Annotated in this window: 22 protein-coding genes; 2 read left to right on the plus strand and 20 right to left on the minus strand. The window is 52.0% G+C overall.

What is annotated here, in order from left to right; all coding sequences use genetic code 11:
• Positions 1 to 16: 16 nt before the first annotated feature.
• From purR to RB620_RS15160, 10 genes are all read right to left on the minus strand, one after another.
• Positions 17 to 844 carry a pur operon repressor gene (gene purR / locus RB620_RS15115; RefSeq protein ID WP_308095599.1) on the minus strand — a complete coding sequence of 276 codons (828 nt, stop codon included), beginning with the start codon at positions 842 to 844 and terminating at the stop codon, positions 17 to 19.
• An 82-nt stretch (positions 845 to 926) separates the two neighbouring features.
• Complete coding sequence (gene ispE / locus RB620_RS15120; RefSeq protein WP_308095601.1) at positions 927 to 1,781, minus strand: 4-(cytidine 5'-diphospho)-2-C-methyl-D-erythritol kinase; 855 nt, start codon at positions 1,779 to 1,781, stop codon at positions 927 to 929.
• A gap of 309 nt (positions 1,782 to 2,090) precedes the next feature.
• Positions 2,091 to 2,279 (minus strand): small, acid-soluble spore protein, alpha/beta type, encoded by a 189-nt coding sequence (locus RB620_RS15125; protein ID WP_308095603.1) that lies wholly within the window; start codon positions 2,277 to 2,279, stop codon positions 2,091 to 2,093.
• Positions 2,280 to 2,452: 173 nt separating this feature from the next.
• Positions 2,453 to 2,728, minus strand: coding sequence for a biofilm formation stimulator Veg (gene veg, locus RB620_RS15130; RefSeq protein ID WP_308095605.1), 276 nt, complete (start codon positions 2,726 to 2,728; stop codon positions 2,453 to 2,455).
• A 262-nt stretch (positions 2,729 to 2,990) separates the two neighbouring features.
• Positions 2,991 to 3,860: a sporulation peptidase YabG gene (yabG, locus tag RB620_RS15135; protein ID WP_308095607.1), complete on the minus strand. Its 870-nt coding sequence runs from the start codon at positions 3,858 to 3,860 to the stop codon at positions 2,991 to 2,993.
• Positions 3,861 to 3,926: 66 nt separating this feature from the next.
• A complete protein-coding gene (gene rsmA / locus RB620_RS15140) occupies positions 3,927 to 4,847 on the minus strand; it encodes a 16S rRNA (adenine(1518)-N(6)/adenine(1519)-N(6))-dimethyltransferase RsmA (RefSeq protein ID WP_308095609.1) in 921 nt (306 codons plus the stop codon).
• Position 4,848: 1 nt separating this feature from the next.
• Positions 4,849 to 5,403 (minus strand): ribonuclease M5, encoded by a 555-nt coding sequence (gene rnmV, locus RB620_RS15145; RefSeq protein ID WP_308095611.1) that lies wholly within the window; start codon positions 5,401 to 5,403, stop codon positions 4,849 to 4,851.
• 141 nt (positions 5,404 to 5,544) lie between these two features.
• Entirely contained in the window at positions 5,545 to 6,693 is a 1,149-nt protein-coding gene (locus RB620_RS15150; protein ID WP_308095613.1) for a resuscitation-promoting factor, read from the minus strand.
• A 447-nt stretch (positions 6,694 to 7,140) separates the two neighbouring features.
• Positions 7,141 to 7,908: a TatD family hydrolase gene (locus tag RB620_RS15155; protein WP_308095615.1), complete on the minus strand. Its 768-nt coding sequence runs from the start codon at positions 7,906 to 7,908 to the stop codon at positions 7,141 to 7,143.
• 14 nt (positions 7,909 to 7,922) lie between these two features.
• Positions 7,923 to 9,221 (minus strand): HD domain-containing protein, encoded by a 1,299-nt coding sequence (locus RB620_RS15160; RefSeq protein ID WP_308095617.1) that lies wholly within the window; start codon positions 9,219 to 9,221, stop codon positions 7,923 to 7,925.
• A gap of 266 nt (positions 9,222 to 9,487) precedes the next feature.
• On the opposite strand from RB620_RS15160, the gene RB620_RS15165 reads away from it, so the two are divergent.
• Entirely contained in the window at positions 9,488 to 9,742 is a 255-nt protein-coding gene (locus RB620_RS15165) for an AbrB/MazE/SpoVT family DNA-binding domain-containing protein (protein ID WP_012772023.1), read from the plus strand.
• Between the two features lie 112 nt (positions 9,743 to 9,854).
• Here RB620_RS15165 and rsmI read toward each other — a convergent pair whose 3' ends face one another.
• The 10 genes from rsmI to RB620_RS15215 form a co-directional block, all read right to left on the minus strand.
• On the minus strand, positions 9,855 to 10,757 hold the full coding sequence (gene rsmI, locus RB620_RS15170; protein WP_308095619.1) for a 16S rRNA (cytidine(1402)-2'-O)-methyltransferase: 903 nt from the start codon (positions 10,755 to 10,757) through the stop codon (positions 9,855 to 9,857).
• Entirely contained in the window at positions 10,754 to 11,509 is a 756-nt protein-coding gene (locus tag RB620_RS15175) for a tRNA1(Val) (adenine(37)-N6)-methyltransferase (RefSeq protein ID WP_308095620.1), read from the minus strand. Before RB620_RS15175 ends, rsmI begins: the two co-directional genes overlap by 4 nt.
• A 71-nt stretch (positions 11,510 to 11,580) precedes the next feature.
• Complete coding sequence (locus tag RB620_RS15180; RefSeq protein WP_308095622.1) at positions 11,581 to 11,988, minus strand: initiation-control protein YabA; 408 nt, start codon at positions 11,986 to 11,988, stop codon at positions 11,581 to 11,583.
• Between the two features lie 61 nt (positions 11,989 to 12,049).
• Positions 12,050 to 12,853, minus strand: coding sequence for a PSP1 domain-containing protein (locus tag RB620_RS15185; RefSeq protein ID WP_308095623.1), 804 nt, complete (start codon positions 12,851 to 12,853; stop codon positions 12,050 to 12,052).
• Between the two features lie 3 nt (positions 12,854 to 12,856).
• A complete protein-coding gene (gene holB, locus RB620_RS15190; protein WP_308095625.1) occupies positions 12,857 to 13,843 on the minus strand; it encodes a DNA polymerase III subunit delta' in 987 nt (328 codons plus the stop codon).
• Positions 13,844 to 13,877: 34 nt separating this feature from the next.
• Positions 13,878 to 14,321: a YaaR family protein gene (locus tag RB620_RS15195; protein WP_308095626.1), complete on the minus strand. Its 444-nt coding sequence runs from the start codon at positions 14,319 to 14,321 to the stop codon at positions 13,878 to 13,880.
• A gap of 21 nt (positions 14,322 to 14,342) precedes the next feature.
• Positions 14,343 to 14,672, minus strand: a complete 330-nt coding sequence (locus RB620_RS15200; protein WP_257451399.1) for a cyclic-di-AMP receptor — start codon at positions 14,670 to 14,672, stop codon at positions 14,343 to 14,345.
• Between the two features lie 264 nt (positions 14,673 to 14,936).
• Complete coding sequence (gene tmk, locus RB620_RS15205; RefSeq protein ID WP_308095628.1) at positions 14,937 to 15,605, minus strand: dTMP kinase; 669 nt, start codon at positions 15,603 to 15,605, stop codon at positions 14,937 to 14,939.
• 111 nt (positions 15,606 to 15,716) lie between these two features.
• Complete coding sequence (locus RB620_RS15210) at positions 15,717 to 17,243, minus strand: aminotransferase class I/II-fold pyridoxal phosphate-dependent enzyme (RefSeq protein ID WP_308095630.1); 1,527 nt, start codon at positions 17,241 to 17,243, stop codon at positions 15,717 to 15,719.
• 127 nt (positions 17,244 to 17,370) lie between these two features.
• Entirely contained in the window at positions 17,371 to 17,562 is a 192-nt protein-coding gene (locus RB620_RS15215) for a sigma factor G inhibitor Gin (protein ID WP_308095631.1), read from the minus strand.
• 271 nt (positions 17,563 to 17,833) lie between these two features.
• Here RB620_RS15215 and RB620_RS15220 point away from each other — a divergent pair, with 271 nt between their 5' ends.
• Entirely contained in the window at positions 17,834 to 18,364 is a 531-nt protein-coding gene (locus RB620_RS15220) for a transposase (protein ID WP_308095633.1), read from the plus strand.
• Positions 18,365 to 18,693 lie beyond the last annotated feature (329 nt).

The raw sequence follows: 18,693 nt of genomic DNA on the forward strand, positions 1-18,693 counted from the left end.
GAATATCCCTGCCTTTTTATAATTTGAAATAGTTGCCCGGAATGACAGTCGACTGCTTTGACTTCATATCGACGGCCGTCAGCTTCGCGAGCGAGACATAATCCTCAAGAAGACGTTCCTCCAGCTCCACTTCGCCGGACTCTACGAACACGCCCACGCCGGCTACCGTGGCTTTGAATTCGAAGAGCAAGTCCATCATGCCTTGGATCGTGCCTCCGGCTTTCATGAAGTCGTCGATGATCAGCACGTGGGACTGCTCCTTGAGCGCCCTGCGGGCAAGCGACATCGTCTGGATCCGTTTGGTCGATCCGGAGACGTAGTTGATGCTAACCGCGGAGCCTTCCGTTACCTTATTGTCGCGGCGCACGATGACGACCGGAATGTTGAGGCATGCCGCCGTCGCATAAGCGAGCGGAATCCCCTTCGTTTCGACCGTCATGATGACGTCGATCTTGCGATCCGCGAATGCGGTTGCAAACATGCGGCCGACGTCCGCAAGCAGCTCGGGCTGACCCAGCATGTCCGTCATGTATAGGTAGCCTCCGGGAAGCACGCGATCCGGCTGCTCCAGCTTCGCGCATATTTCCTTCATGATGTCCAGCGCCGTAGATTCCCGCATCTTCGGCATGTATTTAACCCCGCCTGCCGCCCCTGCCAATGTCTGCAGCTCGCCGATGCCTTCTTCCTCGAAGACTTCTTTTATAATCGCAAGATCCTCGCTAATGGAAGACTTTGCCGACTGATAGCGATCCGCGAATGCTGTGAGCGAAATTAACGTGTGGGGACGAGATAATAGATACTGCGTCATTTCTACGAGCCTTGAGCTCCGCTTTAACTTTTTCAATGCCATCTCCCCCCACTAAATCCGAATAATATAAACACAATATAACATTTTTATACGGATTTAATCAAGGAAAACGTCATCTTTATGTAAGCATTCTTACCACGTATACTTCCTTGCAAAATCCTCGAAGCCCGTTATAGATTCGCGGGAGCTTCGCTTCCTTCGAAACGAGGCCGAACACCGTCGGTCCGCTGCCCGACATAAGCACGCCGTCTGCGCCCAGCCTAAGCATGCTTTCCTTGAGCTGCAGCACCTCCGGGTATAGCTTCAAAGTCACGTTCTCGAGCACGTTGCCAAGCCCCTGACACATGTCCTGGAACGAACCTCTCGCCAGCGCGCCCCTCATATTCTCAATCGAAGGATGCTCCTTCAGTTCGTTCGCCCTTAGTTTGCCGTACACATCGGCAGTAGACACGTTGATCGGCGGCTTCGCCAGCACGACCCAGCATTGCGGCGGACTTGCGATCGGCTCCAGCTTCTCTCCTCTGCCTCTGGCGATCGCGGTGCCGCCGGTGACGCAGAACGGAACATCCGAGCCTAGCTCGGCGCCGAGTACGGACAGCTCGTCCTCCGAGATGCCAAGCCCCCATAGCCGGTTCAATCCCCGCAAGGCCGCGGCGGCGTCGCTGCTTCCTCCGGCCAGACCGGCAGCTACCGGTATTTTTTTGTCCAGGTGGATGTAGACGCCTTTGCGCACATCGTATCGTTCCTTGATCAGACGCGCCGCTTGGAACGCCAGGTTCTTCTCGTCGAGCGGAATGTAGCCGACTTGGCTGGAGATGATAATCGTATCGCGCGGCAGCTCTTCCATCGTAAGCCGGTCCGCCAGATCGACCATCGTCATAATCATTTCCACCTCGTGGAACCCGTCTTCGCGCTTGCGCAGCACGTCGAGCAATAGATTTATTTTGGCAGGAGCTTTCTCATAAATTTTCATCCGATAAGTTCACCCGTTCGTTTAAGTACGTGTTCAAAAAGTCCGGTTTTCAGCACCAAGAAAATTGAAAGAAGCCAGGAAATGAGGAGCGGAGCGTAGTGTAGCTACGTGAGCACCGGAAGTTCCGGCTGAATTCAAGTTTCGACGTCGAATACGCTTCTTGCTATACTTCGTGATCAAAAGCGGACTTTTTGAACTTCATCACTAAGCTTAAGCCCCATTATAGCAAAGGAACACAATAAAAGCTAAACTATGGCAGCTCACCCATACGGCCGCGCACAGCTTAGCTTCTCTTGAATGCTCTTGCGTTTACTTTGGCTGGCCCGATCTTGCGGCCGTCTGCTCCGCGAGCTGAATCGCCCGCTTCACCATGTTACCCGCGTCCTTCGCTTTGATGCCGCCCCAGCCTTCCTGCTGAACGGTATCGTAGAAGCCCAGATCCTTCGCGAGCTCATACTTAAGCTGCTCCGACATCACGCCTCGACGTCTGCGTCCCATCTGCGTTCCCTCCAATCCGATCATTTGGCAACCATGACTTTCGCCTACAACCGTAGTATGCGTTCGCCGAATCCGGTTCATGCGCGCTTATACTTTCTTATATTTGAAAAAAAGCGCAGACTATTGTCTGCGCCAGCGTTGCCCTGAAGGGCCTATATGAAGCTTATGTCCATCTAGTGTTGAAGATAAGCGATTCGGACTTGGCCTTCATCATTGCATACGGTCACTTCAACAGATTCCGTTAGTATATCCGCATAGCTGTAGGAAACGCGCTTGAACGCGTGTTGTTCCTCGTCCAGCTTCACAATGAAGACAGAAGGGTAGATTTCTTCCAACGTACCGGTCCGTTCAATGGTCTTTCGGCGACCGCCGTTTGCTCTAAGACGGATCTTGGATCCCACATGGGCTTCCAAGCTGCGTTTGATATCCAATAGCGCATTTTTTGCCATTGTCCACTACCACCTCTTTCCTTGTCCATTATAACCAATGGAAGGAGGTATGTCAAATGAAACAGAATATTATATCAGCCATTTATTTATCTTGTCAACGGTGATTTCACCCAAATTTTATAAATCGAAGGCATTTGCCGTTAGTTTTTGTTCAAATGGCTAAAAATATGCATGGCTATGCCCAAAGTGAAACGTCAGGCGCCGTTCTTCGGTAGCATGGCGCGTTTCATTCCGGGATTTCTAAGTTCTCGTCCTCCGTGAATTAATTGACTGTTGATTTCGGTTTTGGCAAGCCAACGCGGTGGCGCCCGAGCGTCTCGATGCCCCCGACGCCGTCAATGCCGCTGATCGTGCCGTGAATGACATCGGGCAGATTAATCGTTTCCCGAATTGAGGTGTAGCTTGCTTTGATCGCGATGTACACGGGATCGAGCGCATGGATCAAGATTCGGCCCGGCGAACTGGCGAAGTTCGCCCCGGAATGCAGTAGCGCCTCGAAATGCGATTGGCAGGCGCCGGCCACTACGACCAGATTGTCGCGGTTCTTCTCGTATTCGCGGGCCGTGCGAACGGCGTTCACGAAGTTCTGCGAGTTCTTGTAGTTGGACAGGCTGTATGGCTCATTCAGAGCTCGATGCTTCAGCACACCGTCATGTCCCGTAATGACGACGATATCCGGCTTCACCTGCGGAAGCAGGCGGTAGAGCATGTCGCTCATCTGGGATTCGTGGACATGGAGTCCATAGGCCGGCACTTGCATCGTGCTGTAGAGCTGCATGCTTTTCTTCAAATAATTGCCGTCGCCGTCCAGATGCAGCACTTTGCCCGGCATCTCGAAGTAGGCTGCATCCTGCGTCTGCATGCCCTGACGGATGACGTCGGCCGTCTCGGCCGTTTGCTTCTCCCTGTCCGTATGCATCTTGCGTAACGACTCGTTCACTTTAATACGCGCCTGCTGCGCGGCGTTCGTCGATTCTGGATCGCGCACGACCGACAGATCAGGAATCGGAGCGTCCGCGAGCAGACGGTAATCCGTGCCTTTCAGAACGGCATGCTGCGTACGAACGGCTTCGACACGGAACAACACGTCGCCTCCATATGATTTGCGGACGACCAAGTCCCCTTGCTTCATAGGTAAATCACCTCTTCGTCTATCCTATGGGCGGACCGAACGAATGGTGAGCGATTTTATTGCCGCTTACGACGCAAGGCCCGCATCGCGCAGCGAGCGGCTTAGCAGGGCGAATTCCTCCAGCGAAAGCGTCTCGCCGCGGCGACCCGGGTCGATGCCGATGGCGGTCAGCAGCTCGTTCAGCGCTTCGCGTCGTTCCTTGCCGACGAAGGCCGTCAGGTTGTTGGCCAGCGTCTTGCGTCGCTGCGCGAAGCTGGCTTGTACGACGCGGAAGAAAAATGCCTCGTCCGGCACGTCCACGGCAGGCTTGTCCCGCAGCGTCAGCTTAATGACGGCCGAGTCCACATTCGGCTGCGGAATGAAGACAGTATGCGGCACCGTACATACAAGCTCCGGCACGCAATAGTACTGCACAGCAACGCTGAGGCTGCCGTATTCCTTGCCGCCGGGCTTCGCGGCCATCCGCTGCGCCACTTCCTTCTGGATCATGACGACGATATGCTCCAGCGGTAGACGCTCTTCCAGCAGCTTCATCAGGATCGGCGTCGTGACGTAATACGGCAGGTTTGCTACGACGCTAACGCCGGCAAGGCCGTCGAATTGCTTCCTGAATAGTTCCGGCAGGTCGATCTTCAGGACGTCGCCATGGATAACCGTGACATGTTCTTCTTCCGCGAAGATGTCCGTCAGGATCGGGATAAGCCGCTGGTCGATCTCGATCGCCGTAACGCGGCCTGCCGTCTCCGCAAGTCTTCCGGTAAGCGCCCCGATGCCGGGGCCGATCTCCAGGGCGCCCTTCGTCTCGTCCAAGCCGGCGGCCGCGACAATGTTATTCAGCACGTTGCGGTCGATCAGGAAGTTTTGGCCTAGGCTCTTCTTGAAGGAGAAGCCGTATTTGGCAATAATCTCTTTGGTTCGCTTCGGCGTTCCTACATCCGATGCCGAACGGCTTGCCGGCGCGCCCTTCGTTTCTTGTTCAGTTCCCATATCAAGATTCCTCCACTTTCTGTTCCATCTCCCGCAGCGCGGACAGGAATTCGCTCTTCGTTATCCGGAAGCTTGTACACCGCTTGTAGAACTGTTTGCCGTTCGCGTAGCCAATGCCGAGCAGCTTGCCTATCTCCAGCCTTCTGCGGGCCGCGTCCGGATGCACGATCAGCCCCGCTTCCATCAGGTCCTCCCAAGCGATCTCGCCCGCTTCATCGCTCGCCGATTCCGTACGAAGCTCCGACAAGGCTTGCTGTATCGCTTCCGGGCTCGCGTTCTCGATGCCGATATCCCCTTTATAGAACGCCTTCTCCTGGGGCAAGAACGCATGCTTGCACCCTGGCGCGTGCCTTGCGACTATTTTGCGAATTCGCTCGCCCGCATGGTCTGGGTCGGTAAAAATAATAATGCCTCTGCGTTCGTTCGCGAGCGCGATACGTCTCAGCACATCTTCGCCAATGGCGGAGCCGTTCGTTTCGATCGTATCGGCTTCGACCGCCCGCTTGATCGCGGCCGTATCGTCTTTGCCTTCCACCACAATGATTTCCTTAATCAACTTGCACCATCCCCGCTTTCTGCCGCCTCTTCTTGTCCCCGACTGTGATGGGGTAGAAAAAGAAGAAAGAAGAGGCATCGCCTCTTCTTATGATGGCATATTTAGTTCGACATTACGATAGAAAGCGTACAAGTCCGTTTATTAGCTTGCCGATGGTTTATTCGGGCCGAGCACGTACACGGTATAACCGGTTTTCTTGCCGAACTTGTTCGCATAGCTTTCGCTATCGAAGTACACATCGATCTTATTGCCTTTCACGGCGCTGCCCTTATCCTCTGCGCGACGGAAGCCAATGCCTTCGATGTAGACCCACCATCCCATTGGAATGACGTTCGGATCCACGGCGATCGTCCTGCCTTCTTGCACGCGTGTGCCGGAAGCGGTCAGTCCGTAGTCCGGATGGTCTTCATCCTTGCCTGTCGAAGCTACGCCGGCCGAGTAGGCGGTCAGGGTTACGTTCTTCAGCACTTTCTTCGCTTTGAACGTTACATCCCCTTTCGTTACCGTAGCAACGCTTGGGCTTTTGCTCGACAGCACCGTCACTTTCGGTTCGGGCTTCTTCGTACCCACAGCGACGATCTGGTCGACCGCGGCTGTCTGCACGACCTCGCTGACGACCTGGCTCGCGACAAGCACGCCGTCTTCGTATTTCTCCTTGGTCTGCTGGGCCAAGACGCCTGCTTTGCCGGTTTGGACAACCTTCTCCTTACCTTGCTCCAGCGTCGGATCTTCTTTCTTCACGATAGAGAATGGAACGGACTTTTCGAGCTCCGACACCTTCGTGTCGACTCGAACGATCGTTACAAGCTCATCCTCATCGACAGCTGCGCTGAGCGGAGGATTTATTTTATCATCACTACGAACGGTTATATCCAATTTCTCGATCGCCGCTTGAACCGTCTTCTCTGTCGTGTACACCGTTGATGTCTTGCCATCTGCTTTTACAATAACGGGGATCGCATGTTTGACCTCGATACGGTCGCCGTCCTTAATCGGTGAATTAAGCGGGACTGACACCTCGTCGTGCGGCCCTATTGTAATAGCTTGTTCATCCAGTAGGCGTTGCAGGACCCATTGTTTAGTTTCCACAACGGTTTCTTGTCCATTCACTACTACGGAGACGCTCTTGACAGCCGTTCCGTACAACAACACCAAAAACATGAAAGTCATAGCGATTGAGATTATTGCACTTAACATAATCAAACGCAAGTTTCCATGCTTCCATCGCATTGCGAAAGTCATGCTGGATGATCGCTTCCCATGGGTGTCCTTCATCTGACTCAGGCCCACTTCCTCGGTCCTCCTTCATAGCCCCGCCGCCAAGTGTTACGCATGTTACAACTGACGCGACTATAGTATATTGGCGTGCAAGCACGCACTCCAGTCTTGCAGACTCTCACCTCCCTGATTAACCCTATGACGACCATTTACCGATTATTCAACTATGCTGGAGAATGTCGTCGAGGCGAAGCATGTGTGATAGGCGCCTAAAGCGTTCACGATAGGGAATGTAGAGAGGCATTATGAGGTTGAATGTTGTCTGCTTGGCTGGAAATCCAATACAAAATGTAAAGCTCTGATTTGAATCATACCTTCATCGGAGCCCTGTTGTAAAGAAGCGATAAAATGCGATTTTTACGAAAAAAGCAGGTAAACTTCGAAAAATTAGTTGAATTCGGCTACAAAAATCAGTTTTTTTGCGTGAAAGGTCTCGTTTCCTCGTTCTTATACTGCCTTTCATTCGATTCCAAAACAAATTTTACCGTTTTCAGTCGTAATTTGAGCCAATTCCTCCACCGAAACGCCCTTAATTTCGGCTGCCGACTGAGCGACTAACGCAACGTATGCGGACTCATTTCTCTTTCCTCTATTTGGATGTGGAGTTAAATACGGGGAGTCGGTCTCGATCAATAATCGGTCCATCGGAACCTTCTCGAGTACCTCTTTCGGCACCCTCGCATTTTTGAACGTCACCGGTCCTCCGAACGAAATATAGAAGTTCATATCGAGACATTGTTTTGCCGTTTCCCATCTGCCGGAATAGCAGTGCATGACTCCTCCGATCTCCTGCGCGTTCTCCTCTTTCAGAATCCGTACGACATCCTCGTGCGCATCCCGGTTATGGATCACGATCGGCTTCTTCACCTTCCGTGCCAGCCGGATCTGCTCTCGGAATACGCGATGCTGGACATCCTTCGGCGACGTGTCCCAATGGTAATCGAGGCCGATCTCGCCGATGGCTACCACTTTCTTGTGGCTGGACAGCCGCTCGATCCATTCCAGATCCTCCGGCTTCATGTCTATGCTGTCCACCGGATGCCAGCCGATGGCGGCATAGATGAACGAATACCGTTCGGCCAGCTCGATCGTAGAAGGAATCGTCCTCCTATCGCAGCCGATGTTGACCATCAGGCCTACGCCCGCCGCGCGAGCCCTGTCGATGACCTGCTCGCGATCCTCGTCAAATTGTCTGGCGTCCAAATGGGTATGTGTGTCGAATAACATTAGCAAATTCTCCTTCAGTCTAGTTGGAATAACTGCTTCATTCGCTCCGTAAGCAGATTTTTGTTTGCACGCAGCGGCTCTTCCGGATAATACAGATGGTATTGGCCTTGATGCAAGCCTGTAATGGAACGAACGATGTCGGATTTCAAAGAAATCTCGCTGATTTCATCATGTTTGTCCAGCAACAAAATCGGCGCTTTTTCTCGTTTTTCCCCTTGCTTCTGATCGGGCCGGTATACGTCGTACGGGAGGTCGAACGGATAGTCGATCTCCATGTGATACTCCGGATCGAGCCCGATCGCTTCGAGCGCGCCGGCTACTTCGCCCAGCAGCGTTTCATCCGGCTGCTCGATGGTTACATATTTATATAGCCTCCTGTTCAGGAATCGATTGCACAGGTCGCTCAGCAGCGAGTCGGCTTCGTCCTCCCACTCGGAGAACGCCGTCTGGGCGAGCGCTTCGTCCAGCTTCAAATAATCCTGCAGACTCAGCGTGTTGTCGAGGAGCTGCTGAATCGGACGCGTCATCCAGCGGAAGGCGTATCCTTCGGCATTCAATTGCTGGGCTCTCCGGAATATTTGTCTCAATATAATCTCCGAGCTTCGGGTGACGGGATGGAAATAAATTTGCCAGTACATTTGGTAACGAGACATCAAATAATGCTCGACGGCATGCATGCCGCTGTCCTTCACGACGATTCTTCCTTTATAAGGACGCAAAACGCGAAGAATCCTTTCTAGGTCGAACGTACCGTAGTTGACTCCCGTGAAATACGCGTCGCGAAGCAGATAATCCATCCGGTCGGCGTCCATCTGACTGGAGATGAGACTGACCACGATCGGCTTCGGGTATTTTTTTTGGATGACGGCCGCGACTTGAGACGGGAACGCTTCAGAAACCGAACGAAGCACGGCATTAATCTCCGTATCGCCTAAGAGAATGCTGCATGTCCATTCTTCGTGATCCGTGTCGAATATTTCCTCCAGCGAATGGGAGAACGGTCCGTGGCCAACGTCATGGAGCAGAGCGGCGCACAAGGATACAAGCCTTTCTTCCTTCGGCCAATCGGGATAACCGTTGCGTTCGAATTGCGAAATAATCCGCCGCGTAATTTCGTATACGCCAAGCGAATGCGAGAACCGGCTATGTTCGGCTCCGTGGAACGTTAAGTAGGTTGTCCCAAGCTGGCGGATTCGACGCAATCGCTGGAATTCTTTCGTATTGATCAAATTCCAGATCGTCTCATCCTGCACGTACACATAATGATGGACGGGATCCTTGAACACCTTCTCTTCCGATAATTGACCATTCATTCTCTCATCTCCTTCTGTTCATAAATTCGACACACAATGCGCGTTTAATGTCGAAAGATGTCGTATTCTAGTTTCCAATTTGTCGAAGCTGTTGTATTCTATTACATAGACTAATAGCTCCTATAGATGGTAATTTCCTTATAACACCGAGGTCTCTGTCGATATTCCATGTTGACTGTTATGGGAAGAGTTGGTATTATAGTAACATGAATTCATAAAATATTGTCGAACATTGACGAATACATTATTGAGAGGATTGATGGATGATGATGAAATCAACCGGTATCGTACGTAAAGTAGATGAGCTTGGACGCGTTGTTATTCCGATTGAATTGCGCCGTACGCTCGGCATTGGAGAAAAGGACGCTCTCGAGATTTATGTAGACGGCGAACGCATCATGCTGAAGAAATACGAGCCTGCATGCATCTTCTGCGGCAACGCGGAGAACGTTTCCTACTTCAAAGGAAAAATTGTTTGCCATATTTGTTTATCAGAAATGCCTTCTCCTGTGACAAAATAAAAAAAATCGGTTATAATCATTATATCCACATGTTAATTCTAACCTTTTTATACTCCTTGATGCCTTCCTGCGCTAGAACCCGGCCAGGAAGGTCTTTTTTTTGTGCACAAAGTCAGCGGTTCACTTCATTATATACATCCCGCTTCGGCAACCCGCGATCCGTCGCCACCTGCTTAATCGCATCCTTGCGGTTCATCGTTGCTTCGTAATGGGCCACATGCGCCTCCAGCTCAAGCTCAGACCACCAGGCGCCTGCCGATGGGTCAGCTCCCGCTCCCGCTTCCGCTTCGCTTACTCCTTCCGCAACGATACAAAACTCGCCGAGCGGCTGATGTTCTTCGAACCAAGCGATGCACTCCGAGACCGTCCCCCTCAGCGCCTCTTCATGTCTCTTCGTTAGTTCGCGGATGACTGCGATCCTGCGATCCCCAAGCGTCTGTGCCATTCCATCCAGCGTCTTCTTGATCCGATGAGGCGATTCGTAGAAAATCAGCGTCGCCTGAAGAGCCGACAGCTCGTCCAGCCACTTGAGCAGCGATTTTTTTTCCCGCGGCGGGAATCCCGCGAATAAGAATCGCTCGGTCGGCAAGCCGGACATGATAAGCGCCGACAGGGCCGCATTCGCGCCCGGAATCGGGATGACCGAGATATCGTGCTGAGCCGCCTCTCTTACCAGATCCGCTCCCGGATCGGAAATCGCCGGCAAGCCGGCATCGCTGACGAGCGCAATCGATTGCCCTTCGAGCAGAAGGCGGATAAGCTCCGGTCCGCTCGCTTCCTTATTATGTTCATGATAGCTGACGAGCCGCGTATGAATTTCGAAATGCGTAAGCAGCTTTCTCGTCTGGCGGGTATCCTCTGCCGCGATCAGGTCTACTTCCTTGAGCGTTCGGATCGCCCTCATCGTCATATCCTCCAAATTGCCGATCGGCGTCCCAACCAGATAGAGACAACCGGGTACCGTTTTGCCGGATGAAGATGCGCTTAAGTCGGAGTAGCTCTTTTGTCTGTTCATACGATTTGGACCCCTTCGTCATTGTAGACCATAATAGGCGGGAGCAGCCTAATGTCAGGTTTCCCGTCACGCGTTGCTTCTATTAATATCATGTTCGCTTCGGCCTTCGCATTCGGATGAACGAATTGAATGCGCTTCGGCTCCAGCTTCCATCGACGCATCGTCTCCACGATATCCAGAAGACGGGATGGCCGATGTACCATGGACAGCTTGCCGCCTGGCCGCAGCAATCTGCAGCAAGCGCTTGCGATATCTTCAATCGTGCAATGAACCTCATGCCTCGCGATCGCATAGTGCTCATTGATGTTCTGGTCTCCGGACGTAACGGGCATATAAGGCGGATTCACCGTGATCGCATCATAGACTCCGTTACCTGCGGTTTTGGCATATTCCCTAAGATCTGCTTGAATAACTTGAATCTGCTCCTCGAGCCCATTCATTGCCACGCTGCGCCTTGCCATGTCGGCTAGCCTCGGTTGAATTTCGATGGCATCCATCTTCGCTTCGGTCCTTGCCGACATCAGAATCGGTATGACTCCGTTGCCGGAGCATAGATCTGCAATTCTCCCGCGCTTCGGAATGTTGGCGAATCTGGACAGCAGGACGGCATCCAGTGAGAAGCTGAATACTTCGCGACTTTGGATGATCGTAAGCCCGGTATCGGTTAATAAATCATCGATGCGTTCGCCGGCAAGCAAGACGGCTTCCGAACGTTGCGGCTGCGAATTCGGTTGAGATTGCGATTGCGTCATCTTTTTTTGCTCCTTGTTATGAAAAAATGACCGTCCCCTTCGGTAAGGACGGCCCGTCGATACGTACATCGTTATTTATTTAGGAAAGACAGGCAGAACAGGCAATCCCCTTCGGTGCGCAGATGACCGTAGTAGACATTGCAAATGTGGAACCCTTCGTGGTAGAGCCGGGTCAGGTTATCATGTCCTTCCCCTACCGCTGCGCCGGCATCGTCATGCTCGGTTTCACCCTCGTCATAATGGGATTCCACCCCGTCCGGTTGTTCCTTCACGGTCGCTGCCGCCACGGGAGCGTTCTCCCGATCCGGCGCAGTCTCGCGTTTCAGCACCTGCCGAAGCTGATGGTTCTCCATACTCAGACGGTTGTTCTCCTCCAACAGCTCTTTCACCCGTTGCTTCAGAGCGCTGAAATCGGCATGGAACTTCCCTACCTGGTTATCTAACTCATCCATCTGTATGAATATATCTTTCTTCTCCAAGTCCCCACCCCAGAGCTTCAAGCGCGAGTAAATCTCGCCTGTCAGATTGTAACGCCGCCGTCTACTTCACGACAACATCATCAAGCGGCAGTTCCTTTGGTTTGCCCGGCACGTCGAACAACGATACGTACACGCTCTTCGTAGACGCATTGATGCCCGTAACCTTGCCTTCACCATAAGAGGTCACGACGATTTTGCCGATGGCAGGCAATTCTTCGCGAATGCTCTCGTAATTGTCATGCTCGTACTTCAAGCAGCACATCAACCGTCCGCACAAGCCGGAAATCTTGGTCGGATTCAGCGACAGGTTCTGATCCTTAGCCATCTTAATGGACACCGGCTCGAAGTCCCCTAGCCAAGAGGAGCAACATAACACCCTTCCGCACGGCCCGATGCCGCCAAGCATCTTTGCTTCATCCCTTACGCCGATCTGTCTAAGCTCGATTCGGGTCCGGAACACGCTTGCAAGATCCTTCACCAATTCGCGGAAATCGACGCGGCCTTCAGCCGTGAAATAAAAGATGATTTTATTACGGTCGAACGTAAATTCGACATCAACCAGCTTCATTCGAAGCTGATGGGTTTTAATCTTTTCAAGACAGGTCGAAAACGCATTTTTCGCCGCCGCGCGGTTCTCTTCGACGATTTGCGCGTCGGAATCGCTGGCGATACGAATGACCTTCTTGAGCGGGAGAACAACATCCGATTCACCGACTTGCTTCTGTCCCACCACCACTTTACCGTATTCGATTCCGCGTGCCGTCTCAACAATAACATGTTGTTCCTTATCCACGGGATGTTCGACCGGATCAAAGTAATAGATCTTGCCCGCTTTCTTGAAGCGGACACCGACGACATTATACAAGGATTAGCCCTCCTGTAAGTTTACCAATAATTGCTCAAATGCAAGCTGGGGCGCTACGTTAGCCCGAATGCGCTTACCCGCTTCCAAAATATGCTCCATGCAGGACACCCATCCCGCGAAAGAACGATCATAAGCATGACTGCTTATCCAATCCAACTGATCTATAAAAACAATCTTGTCCTGCCTTCCGGCTTGGAACTGTGTCAAATCTTTAAACCAAAGCGTTAGTAACGAAAGCAGCACGTCCATCCCGGCGCTTAAGTCCGTCTTGAAAAGCTGCTGCTGGGCAGTGATCATCGCCGCGGTGAATCGGGACAAACTCTCCTTGCCTAATTGTATCACTAGGTTTCTGATTTCTGCAAACCCATTCTGCTGGAGAATTTGCCTAGCTCCGTCGAGCCCTGAAGTCAGGTGAACCGCCGCTCTGGCAAGTATTGGGGACGCCCCTTCGTCGACGAGCTTCTGCAGCATCATATCCGGAGAGACCGGCAAGAAAGGTACCCACTGCGTTCTCGAGCGAATCGTCGGCAAGACAGCTTGTCCGTTGTCCGTAATCAGAATCGCCACGATCGGCGATACCGGCTCCTCCAGAAACTTCAGAAGACTGTTGGCAGCCTGCAGCGTCATCGTCTCGGCCCTCTCGATCAAGTAGACCGTCCGCTGCGTCTGGGTTCCCCGATACGACAAGTTTCTCTGCAGTTCTCTGATCTGATCGATCTTGATGCTCTGTCCATCTGGCGCGATCGTGAGGAGCGCCGTCTGATTGCCATGCTCGAATTTCCGGCATTCCAGACAATGTCCGCAAGCATCCCAGCCGTCCGACGAACAGAACAACGCCTTCGCGAATGCTTGCGCCGTTGCCATTCTTCCCGTGCCCGAAGGTCCGTTGAACAAATAAGCGTGGGAGATTCGGCCGCTCTGCAGCGCATGCTTCAGGATGCGCTGCGCCTTCCACTGGCCTTCTGCTTGCTCCAGCCGTTCAAGACTCATACTTCATTCCTTACCTTTCCTAGCAGACTGTCAATTAGAACAATAAGTTGATCAAAATGCCGCGGATCTCGCCGATCTTATTCAGCAGCTCAAGCCTTCCCTGCTCGCTGTCGAGCAGTTCCTCCGCCATCGACACGAGCGTCGCGTCGATCTCGTCGAGCAGCTTATACCGCTTCACGCGACCCCTGCGGTCGAAGCCTCTCACTTCCTTCAGTCCGACGCCACGTTTAACCGTATCTTCGAGGAACTTCTTCACCATGGTACGGTATAGCTTTAGTTCGCGTACCGTCATCAGCTTGGCGAGCCGATCGCCCTGGCGATGAATATCTTGAAGCTTCTGCTGCAGCTGTTCGTTCGTACGTTCGGCGTCTTGCTGCACCATGACATCCGCGAAGCTGATCGGTTGGATCGGCCTCCCCGCGGCGTCGCCGCTAGCGCGGTTCTGGCCTAACGGCCGCCAGCTTTGATCAACTCTCATCTATGTCACACCCAATCAGAATTAGAAGTGTTCGAAACGTTCGACAGGTACGACGAATACCGCTGCCCCGCCAATCTGAACTTCAACGGGGAACGGAATGTAGGAATCCGTCGAGCCACCCATCGGAGATACAGGCGTTACCAATTGATCGCGAACCTTGCAGTTCGCGCTGATCACTTGGAGAACCTCGTGCACACGTTCATCCTCAATCCCGATCATGAACGTCGTATTCCCGGCACGCAGGAAACCTCCCGTACTTGCGAGCTTCGTCGCGCGAAAACCTTCGCGTACCAGAGCATTCGACAATCGGTTGCTATCCTTATCCTGAATGACCGCGATGACTAATTTCATCCTCATTCCTCCTCGGTAAGATTAAATTAGGTAATTACACATACCATCATATTCATTAACGTTTTACATCGGTTACACAAAATCCTTTGAAAGGTAGTTCAAAAAGACCGCTTTTGATCACGAAGCATTCGAGAAAGCATAGTCGACATCGAATCTTGAATTCAGCCGGAACCAAGCATATGCTTCCGAAGCATGTTTACTCCGTAAACATTTCAGGTGCTCACGTAGTTCCACTACGCTCCGCTCCTCATTTCCTAGCTTCTTTCAACCTTCTCGGTGCTGAAAACCGGACTTTTTGAACTTGATTGGAGTTCGACTTTCAAGGACCATCAAGGCTTCCTCGAAAACATCGTCAGGATGCTCGTCGGCGTTCAAGCGTACGATCCGTTCGGGGAATCGCTCCAACAACGTCATGTAGCCTTCTCTTACGCGTTCATGGAATGAATGACGCTCGAGATCGAGACGATTAATCTCTCTATCCGATGCCGCCGCAATCCTCGCCAATCCGACTTCGGGCGTCACATCCAAATAGAGGGTCAGATCCGGCATCGTATCCTGTATGGCGAACCGGTTGATCTCCCATACTTCGTCCATCCCAAGACCTCTCGCATGGCCTTGATAGGCCAGGCTGCTGTCGACGAATCGATCGCAGATGACGATTCCGCCCTGCTCAAGCGCCGGCAAAACCTTCTCTACGAGATGCTGTCTTCGCGAGGCCGCATATAGCAACGCTTCGGTTCTTGCATCCATGGCCGTATGTAAAGGATCGAGGATCACCGTACGGATCTGCTCCGCGATCGGTATGCCGCCCGGCTCCCTGGTCGTCATCACGGCCAAACCCTTCTGCCCGAGCGCATGCGCGAGACGCTGAATAAGCGTTGTTTTCCCGGAGCCCTCTCCGCCTTCTATCGTAATGAAAATTCCTTTGTTCAACTTGCCGTTTCCCCTAACCTGTCGCGACTTGTACTCTTTTTTATTGTAACAAAGCGAACGTGACACCACAACGAAATTCGGAGAAACCCGCACTGCTTCGAGCCTATTGCGCTAACTTCGGTCGTTATAGACAGCAATCGTGGCCATTCGGGAATCTTGCGCGCCCTGGAATTTCGCTCCCGCTGCTGCGAGTCTCTCCAGCCTCGCTACGACACCGGCCGTTATTTTCTCGCCCTGGTACAGAAGTGGGATGCCCGGAGGGTAAGGTACGACCATTTCAGCCGCCCGGTACCCGATCGCCTCATGGAGCGGAACTCGCATGCTCGCCTGCTTGCTAAACCAGCCTCCTCCGAAAACAATCGGCTCGCCAAGCTCGTCCTCTACGCCATTCGACGGATTCCGATGGACAGTACGGACATCCGTTGTCAGATCCTGTCCCATGCCTAATCGTTCGGCGTGAACGTTCATAATAGCCGACTTTAGCCGCTCGATATGTTCATGGCGTGTACCGATCCCTATAAGTAGAACAACATAGACAGGATCCGACATTTCGGCCCAGCATCCTTGCTCCTCCAACAGCTTGTGTAGTTGATGACCGGATAAGCTGCCTGTCTGATCGTAGAGCACCATGCGAAGCGGATCGGATTGACGAACTCCGCTCCAGCTATCAATTTCGATTTTTTCTGCTTCTATAGCCCCGATCATCAAGCCGCTTTCTTTCAACCACATCCGGAATGATCGAGCATGCTCCAGTGCCTGCTGAAAAAGAAGATCCTTCAGCGAATCAATCATTGCTCGGGAAATATCGAGTGATGCTAATAACGGAAACGAAGGGCTAGAGCTCTGAACCATGGCCAGCGCTTGCTTTAATCGTTCGCGGTCAATAAGATCTCCCCGCACATGCAGCATCGCTCCCATCGTAAGCGCCGGTAGCGTCTTATGCGTCGATTGCACGGCTGCATCCGCGCCAGCCATCATTGCGGATCGAGGAAGTTCGGGATGTTGTCCGTAATGCGCTCCATGCGCCTCATCTACCAAGAGTGGAATTCCATAGCGATGGACGACCTCTACGTACTTGGTTAACTCCATCCCGATTCCGTAGTAATTGGGATTAGACAAGAAAACGGCTTTGGCATCCGGATATCGTTCAAGCGCCTCCTTAACCTGAATCACCGAAGGAACGTCGGCAAGGCCTGTCCGCGAATCCACTTGCGGAGATAAAAACACGGCACTGGCTCCCGCCATCCGCAGTCCGTTAATGACTGACTTGTGTACATTACGCTGAACGATGACGATATCGCCAGGATCGCATACGGCAAGGAGCATGGCCAAATTGCCCGACGTGCTTCCTCCCACGAGAAAATAAGTTTCATCTGCCCCAAAACATCGGGCTGCAAGTGATTGAGCATCATTAATGGAAGCTTCAGGATGATGGAGGTCATCCGTAGAGGATAATTCCGTCAAATCGATTTCCATTATAGACGCAAACCTATTTTTCATATCATCGAATAGATGTAACGGAAGACTGATTTCCTCCCATGCTTTGCCGTTTTGGTGTCCCGGAACGTGAAAACTAATCGGATTGACCTTTGCGTGTTTCATTAATGCTTCATATATAGGCGCATATAGTTGTTTCATCGTCTGTCGATTCCTCTCCGGCAATCACATCTGTTACTTTATGCCTGCCTACATTGTAGCGAAAGGAGCTGTCTTCCGTAAACGCGGATGCAAAAAAAGAAAAAGCAGCTCTTGAACTAGCAGCCGCTTAAGCGTTTTTTTCCACGAATAATTGTTTCATCTGATGAATGAAAAAAGGATATTTCGCGTCTTGAACGTCGGTTTGAACCATCTCGGTCTCGCAGGACTCGCATATGAAGCCGGAAACGATTCGGATGCCCTCACCCTCAGCCTTTGGCGTCCCGCAAATAATGCAATGGTGATCGCGAATTTCGTTCATTCCAAATCCCCGCTTTCTATCGCCATCATCTATACCTATTATTATGTCACAAAATCTATTGAATTATTCTTGTTTCATAACGAATTTCAAATATTTATATATCCTATGCAGCTTATGGGCGAATGGTGCCGATCGGCTCAAATTTATCGTACAGATCCGCATTATAGATGCCGATAAATGTATGGAAGACAGCCGTTGTTAATCATGTCGCCTGGTCCGCAGCTTGTCCATCTGGCCTGGCCTACATTAGCGGGAAGAAGGAAAACATCCTATGAAACGATCATTATCCGATCAAAACAATGCCACCATCTATCAATATCAACTCGTCAAAAGGGTCGTCGTTCGGCCCGAGCTTATCATCAGCCATTTGATTATTGCCGCCATATTTCTTGGTTTCCAAATGCTTGTCTTTGGCATGAACGGCTTGTTCGCATGGTTGTTCGGCTTTGCGGCCGTGCAGCTGCTGCATATTCTCATCTTATTAGTAACCTTCATTCAGGTGGATGAAGCGGCGGATCGAAAGTGGATCTGGCGCATCAACCCGCCTTGGATCGGTTTCAAGCCGGCCAACGATATAGCGCTTCAGCTCTTCCGCCGCGTGCATCGGCATCTCTTCTGGCTTGGCATCTGCGTCATCGGCGTCATGTACCCTTGGGCAACCCCGGCGCTGATGATTAGCTTGGTCTGTTGGCATACTTGGCTTCTCGCGCCACGTTTACTGCTTTCCCTTTCTTTCCGCAAACAACGCAAAGACGGCGTCCTCCGCCTAGAATCCAAAGAAGCATCGTATTACCACAGATAGTGAGTAACGATGTCCATTCCGCACCGGGATGAGTAAGCTTCGAAGCTGTTCATCCCGGTCGGCGTCTAACCCTACCTCTAAAGGCCGGGTCCCACATCGTTGATTGCTTCGATCAAAAGGGTTAGACACTCTCCCAGTCGGGAGAGGAACGTCGCCCGGGGACTTTGGGAAGGAGGACTACGTCAATCCTAAAGTTCCCCGAACGCACAAAAGGGGCTGTCCCATAAGGTCAATTCATTGACCTGAGGGCTAGCCCCGTTTTTGTCTAAAGAAATAACAAAAAGAAATCGTTTCTTGGTAAAATGGAAGTGCGACCCACCATTTACGAA

Source organism: Paenibacillus sp. LHD-117, from assembly GCF_030929555.1.
Classification (GTDB): Bacteria; Bacillota; Bacilli; order Paenibacillales; family Paenibacillaceae; genus Pristimantibacillus.